Consider the following 6,786-nt stretch of genomic DNA (forward strand, 5'->3'; position numbering starts at 1 on the left):
AAATAATTAATTAATTTAAAATTAATGCGTCAACTATATTGACATCTACCGTAGGCATGAGTTGTTCTTCTTGTGCTAATACAATTGAAAAATCAGTAAAAAAGATTCAAGGTGTAAAAAATGTAAATGTAAATTTTGCAACAGAGAAATTAAATGTAGAGTACAATGAAAAGAATGCAAGTATAGATGATATAAAAGAAGCTGTTAAAGATGCAGGTTATAATGTAGAAAATAGTAAAGACATTAGAGAAGTGACAATACCAATTAAAGGGATGACTTGCTCTTCTTGTGCTCAAACTGTAGAAAAAGAAATTAAAAGACTTAAAGGTATAAGTGAGGTTAATGTAAATTTTGCAACAGAAAAAGCTAAAGTCACATATGACCCATATAATACAAGAATATCAGAAATAAAGAAAGCCATAGAAATTGCAGGATATGAACCATTAGAAATGCAGTCAGAAGATCAAGTAGATGATGAAAAGAAAGAAGACAAAAAGAGATAAAAATCTTGTGGAAAAAGTTCATAGTATCAGCAGTGTTTTCTATTCCATTATTATATATAGTAATGGGACATATGCTAGGTTTACCAATACCAGAATTAATAAATCCAGAGTATAACCCTTTTAATTTTGGATTAACACAACTAATATTAACAATACCAGTTATTATCGCAGGATATAAATTTTATACTGTTGGATTTAAATCTTTATTTAGAGCTAATCCTAATATGGATTCTCTTATAGCAATTGGTACATCAGCAGCTGTTATATACGGTGTATATGCTTTAATACAAATTGTTAATGGGGATATAATTTTTGCCAATGAATTATACTTTGAAACTGCAGGAGTTATAATTACCTTGATACTTTTAGGGAAGTATCTTGAGTCAGTTTCAAAGGGGAAAACCTCAGAAGCGATTAAAGAACTTATGAATTTACAGCCTAAAACTGCAACAGTTATCCATAAAGATAAGGAAACAACAATACCTATAGAAGAGGTAGAGGTTGGAGATATTATACTTGTTAAACCAGGAGAAAAGATTCCAGTAGATGGAATTGTAACAGAAGGTCATACTTCAATTGACGAGTCAATGCTAACAGGAGAGAGTATCCCAGTGGAAAAGACGATGGGAGATAAGGTAACAGGTGCAGCGTTGAATAAAAATGGTATAGTCAAATTTAAAGCTACAAAGGTAGGTAAAGATACAGCTTTAGCCCAGATTATAAAATTAGTTGAAGATGCTCAAGGATCAAAAGCTCCGATTGCTAAAATGGCGGATGTTATATCAGGATATTTTGTACCTGTAGTTATTTTTATAGCAATAGCAGCAGGTATAGCATGGTATTTAACTGGAGCATCATCAGTGTTTGCACTTACAATATTTATTGCAGTTTTAGTAATAGCTTGTCCCTGTGCATTGGGTTTAGCAACTCCTACTGCAATAATGGTGGGAACAGGTAAGGGGGCAGAATATGGAGTGTTAATTAAAGGAGGTGTCCCTCTAGAAACAGCTCATAAAATAGAAACAATAGTGTTTGACAAAACTGGAACAATAACAGAAGGTAAGCCAAAGGTAACAGATATAGTATCGTCAAAGGGATTTTCTAAAGATGAATTACTACAATTAGCTGGTTCTGCTGAGAAAGGTTCAGAACATCCCTTGGGAGAAGCTATAGTAAAAAGTTTAGAGGAAAAGAAATTACAATTTAAAAAAGTAGATAATTTTAAAGCAATTCCAGGGCATGGTATAGAAGTAAAAATAGATAATAAAGTTGTATTATTAGGAAATAGAAAATTAATGAATGATAGAAAAATAGAAATAACTTTTCAAAAAGAATCAGATGATTTAGCCAATGAAGGCAAAACACCAATGTTCATGGCAATAGATAATAAGTTAGCAGGAGTAATAGCGGTGGCAGATACGGTTAAGGAAAGTAGTGAAAGAGCAATAAAAAAATTACATGACATGGGTATAAAGGTAGCTATGATAACAGGTGATAATAAAATGACAGCTGAAGCGGTATCAAAGCAAGTTGGTATAGATATAGTATTAGCTGAGGTATTGCCCGAGGATAAAGCTAATGAAGTTAAAAAACTCCAGAAACAAGGTAAAAAAGTGGCAATGGTAGGAGATGGAATAAATGATGCACCAGCATTAGCTCAGGCTGATGTTGGATTAGCTATAGGCTCAGGAACGGATGTAGCAATGGAATCGGCAGATATAGTTCTAATGAAAAGTGATTTAATGGATGTAGTAACAGCTATACAGCTAAGTAAGGCAACAATAAGAAATATAAAACAAAATTTGTTCTGGGCGTTTGCATACAATGTCGCAGGTATACCTCTAGCAGCAGGTTTACTATACGTATTTGGAGGACCAAGATTAAATCCAATGTTTGCGGCAGCTGCTATGTCACTAAGTTCTGTATCAGTCCTTACAAATGCTTTAAGGTTAAAAGGATTTAAACCTAAATAAGTTAGAAATAATTTACTCATATTAAATTAGTATAATTAATATAGAAAATAAAAGGGGTTGATTTCATGATGTATGGAGGATATGGAATGTTTGTAGGAGGATTATTATGTTTAATAATAATTGGTATGATTGCATATTTCATAATAAACATTTTCAATAAAAATGAGAAAAATTCAAATGTTTCTGGCACAAAAGCTAGTGCAATTGATTTATTAAATGAAAGATATGTAAACGGTGAAATAGACGAGGAAGAATATAATAGAAGAAAAGAAGTTCTGAAAGACTAAGAGGTGATTAAATGTATAGATATTGGGGGAACTGGTTTAATGATATGATTAATGTTTAGAAATAGAACTAGTGGATGGTTCATTTGGAGAGATATCAGAAGAGGAATATAAAAAGAAACTTAGAAAAATAAATGAAGAATATTAGCATTTGAAGCCTAAGGAGGTAAAAATCATGGATATAGTTTATGAAAAGAAAACAGATAAAAGTCTAAATGAAGCAATTGAGTCTTTGAAAGAAAATCTAAAAGAAAATAGTTTTGGAGTATTATGGGAGTTAAATTTTAAGGATAAACTTGGCGAGAAAGGATTAGAATTTAAGGATCATTTTGTAGTACTTGAAGTTTGTAATCCAAAACAAGCAAAAGAAGTATTAGAAAAAAATATTCATATAGGTTATGTATTGCCTTGTAAAATGGTAGTAAGGACTGAAGACAATAGAACATATATAGGAATGACAAATCCAGAAAAATTGATAGGACTCTTTAATGAATATGACTTAAACGAAGTTGCAAAAAAAGTTGGAGAATCTCTTAAAAAATCAATTGAAGATTCAATTTAAAAAGGTTATAATATCAAATTTATGAATAGTACTTTTATTACGATTATAAATTAAAGTGTTTTAGAACCTGTAGTCCAATATAATTGTCTTACATTGTTATTCATCGCTTTAATTGGGTAAAGAATAAATATAAGATTTATTGATAGTATATTTATTTTTCGGAGTAAGGAGGAATAACAATGAAAAGTAAAAAAAGTATAATAATAATAACAATGCTCATAAGTATTTCACTTTTTTCTGTAGGATGTGCAGATAAGATTGAGGAGAAGATCGGAAATAAAATAGGTGAAAAGATAGTAGAGAAAGCTACAGATGGTGAAGTTGATGTAGATACAAAAGATGGAGTTTCTATTGAAACAGAAGATGGATCCATGAAGACAGGTGAAAATTTAGAGTGGCCTAAAGAAAGCATGGGATCACTACCAAAGCCTAAAGCTACAATAATTAATATAACTGATTTAAAAGAAGAAGACTCAACATCGGTTATACTAAATTTTGATAAGAAAAACGGCGGACCTAATTATATGGAGAAATTAATAGATATGGGTTATATACAAAGAACATTAAATAAAAGTAATGATAGTGTTATGTATATGGGAGTTAAAGATGATAATACAGCTGTAATTTTTAGCTACCAACCAGAAGAGGAATATGGATCTATTACACTTAGTAGAAATAATGATGCAGCCAAAGAGTATTTTGAATCAAAAGATGACGAAAAAGATGAAGAACCCATAGAGCTAGATATGTCGGAAAGTATGGATTGGCCTGAGGATTCAATGGATGATATTCCACCAATAAAAGCACAAATATCAAGTGTCTCTTTAAACAACAATAATGTATCGATAGGTTTTAAAAATATAGGAAGAGAAGATATTGCTTCTTATATTGAAGAAATAAAATCTTTAGGATATGATATAGATCCAATGGAAACTATAATGGACAATGTTCTTTCTTATACAGCTTCAAATGATAAAGATCGTTCAATTTCTATAAGATGGACTGACAATGAAGGAAATATAAATTATAATAAGCAATAAAAATATAATAGTATTTATAAGGCTATTAATATTATTATTTATTAATGATCTTATATCTATTATTATAAATTAAAATTAAAATAAAGAACTATCTTTAATCTATAAACACAAAATAATCTCATCAAATAGGGCTAATTTCTAAAGCTTTAGAAATTAGCCCTATTTGATTTTTACCAGTATAGTTGCTTTAAAAGTATATAATTGATACAATTTTTTTAATGAGATATATTTCAATATTATTTTTAAACTTAAAAAGAAAGTTAAACTAAGGAGGTTTTCAAATGTCAAATGATCGTTATGAAAAAGGTATAAAAAAGATACAAGAGTTTACTGTATCACATGATGCCAAAAACCCAACAGGAGAAATGGAAATAGGTGAAGCTTTTAAAGATATTGCTCCTGATTTAAGTAAATATGTTGTCGAGTTTGCTTTTGGAGATATTTATTCTAGACCAGGATTAGATAATAAACAAAAAGTACTTACAACTATTTCAAGCCTTGTTTCTCAAGGAATGCCTCAAATTGAGATACACATAAACTCTGGGCTTAATGTTGGATTAACACCAGAAGAAATTGTTGGCTGTATTGTACACCTTCTTCCATATACAGGATTCCCACGTGTACTTAATGCTTTAAAGGTTGCTCAAAAAATATTTGACGAACGTGGAATAAACATTCAAAAGTCCAACAATTAAGTATTAACCTTAAAATAAAAGATAATTATAAGTAATTATTTAAAGAAAACAGGTGAAAGTATAATTTAAATTATACTTTCACCTGTTTTTTATGTTAAAATAGTAAATAACTTTTATTAAGATATAAAAAAGAAATTAACAAGTTTATATACTAAGTAAAACTTGCTTATAATTTTAAAACAAAGGAGAATTTAATTTGATTATAGAAAACAGAAAAGGAAACTTATATTTTGATGGTTGTGATACTGTATCTTTAGCAAAAAAATATGGAACGCCACTGTATGTTTATTCACAAACAGAGATGGTATCTAGAATTAATGAATTAAAAGATTGCTTTATTCATAAGTATAAAAACACTAGGGTTGCTTATGCTTCAAAAGCATTAAACATAAAAGCAATACTTAAACTTATGGAAAAAGAGGATTTAAGTCTTGATGTTGTATCTGGGGGTGAGCTATATACGGCTATAGATATAGGATTTCCAGCTGAAAGAATAGAGTTTAATGGAAATAACAAACTTCCTGAAGAATTGGATATGGCAATAGAATATGGTGTTGGTAGGATAATCATAGATGGTTTACAAGAGTTAAAACTTATTGAAGAGATCTGTCAAAATAAAAACAAAAAAGTAAATGTTCTATATAGAATAACACCAGGTGTAAAGAGTGATTCACATGATTATATTGTCACAGGGAAAAAAGACTCAAAATTTGGAATACCCCTAGATGATGATGTGTTTTATCCTGCAATAAAAGATGCTATTGATTCTGATTGGGTAAATTTTTATGGATTACATTTTCATGTGGGTTCACAGTTGTTTGATAATACTTCGCATCTTAAAGCTTTAGACATAATATTAGATTATATAGAAGAAATTAAGAAAAGGTTTAATTATGAAATAAAAGAGTTAAATGTTGGGGGAGGATTTGGTATACAATATACTGATGAAGAAAGAAAGCCATATTCCTATTTTTTAGATCCAATGATGGAGAAAATTGAAAGTTATTTTAAAAAATCTGAAATGAATAGACCATCAATCGTAATTGAACCTGGTAGAAGCATAGTTGGCGAAGCAGGGATAACACTTTATACAGTTGGAAGTATAAAAGATATTAGTGGTGTTAAAAAATATGTATCTGTTGATGGAGGAATGACTGATAATATAAGACCTGCACTTTATGAGGCAAAATATCATGGAGTTATTGCTAATAAATTTGATAAAAAAGCTGATGACCTAGTAAGTATATCAGGGAAATGTTGTGAATCTGGTGATATTTTAATTGAAGACATAAAAATTCCACTAGCAGAGGCTGGAGATATATTAGCTGTTTTTTCAACAGGGGCTTATGGCTATTCAATGGCTAACAATTATAATAAAAACCCAATACCTGCTGCTGTACTGGTAAAGGATGGGAAAGATAGTTTAATAATAAAAAGACAAAGTTATAAAGATATGATTAAAAATGAAATTTTAGCTTCTTGGATGTAGGGGGATAAAAATGAAATTTACAAAGATGAATGGAGCAGGAAATGATTTTATAATAATCAATAATATTATTGAAAAAATACCAAAAGGAAAATTTTCTTATCTAGCTTCTAAACTTTGTGCAAGAAGATTATCAATAGGAGCAGATGGGATTATGTTTGTCGATAATCATAAAAATAATGGAGATTACAGAATGCATTTTTTCAATTCAGATGGTAGTGAAGGAGAAATGTGTGGAAATGG

At 29.7% G+C, this 6,786-nt stretch carries 7 protein-coding genes and 1 pseudogene; all 8 read left to right on the forward strand.

Going from position 1 to position 6,786, the window contains the following annotated elements; translation table 11 throughout:
• The first annotated feature begins 56 nt into the window (after positions 1-56).
• Positions 57-503 (forward strand): copper ion binding protein, encoded by a 447-nt coding sequence (locus ACTHW2_RS09295; protein ID WP_442263660.1) that lies wholly within the window; start codon positions 57-59, stop codon positions 501-503.
• Positions 504-508: 5 nt separating this feature from the next.
• On the forward strand, positions 509-2,476 hold the full coding sequence (locus ACTHW2_RS09300) for a copper-translocating P-type ATPase (protein WP_442263661.1): 1,968 nt from the start codon (positions 509-511) through the stop codon (positions 2,474-2,476).
• A gap of 65 nt (positions 2,477-2,541) precedes the next feature.
• A complete protein-coding gene (locus tag ACTHW2_RS09305; protein WP_442263662.1) occupies positions 2,542-2,763 on the forward strand; it encodes an SHOCT domain-containing protein in 222 nt (73 codons plus the stop codon).
• 172 nt (positions 2,764-2,935) lie between these two features.
• A complete protein-coding gene (locus ACTHW2_RS09310) occupies positions 2,936-3,322 on the forward strand; it encodes a DUF302 domain-containing protein (RefSeq protein ID WP_442263663.1) in 387 nt (128 codons plus the stop codon).
• A 179-nt stretch (positions 3,323-3,501) separates the two neighbouring features.
• Complete coding sequence (locus tag ACTHW2_RS09315; protein WP_442263664.1) at positions 3,502-4,362, forward strand: hypothetical protein; 861 nt, start codon at positions 3,502-3,504, stop codon at positions 4,360-4,362.
• 281 nt (positions 4,363-4,643) lie between these two features.
• A complete protein-coding gene (locus ACTHW2_RS09320) occupies positions 4,644-5,057 on the forward strand; it encodes a carboxymuconolactone decarboxylase family protein (RefSeq protein ID WP_442263665.1) in 414 nt (137 codons plus the stop codon).
• A gap of 196 nt (positions 5,058-5,253) precedes the next feature.
• Positions 5,254-6,546, forward strand: a complete 1,293-nt coding sequence (gene lysA / locus ACTHW2_RS09325; protein WP_442263666.1) for a diaminopimelate decarboxylase — start codon at positions 5,254-5,256, stop codon at positions 6,544-6,546.
• 10 nt (positions 6,547-6,556) lie between these two features.
• A pseudogene (locus tag ACTHW2_RS09330) lies at positions 6,557-6,786 on the forward strand (diaminopimelate epimerase); the annotation flags it as partial.

It is taken from the genome of Tissierella sp. (assembly GCF_052089545.1).
GTDB lineage: Bacteria > Bacillota > Clostridia > Tissierellales > Tissierellaceae > Tissierella_A.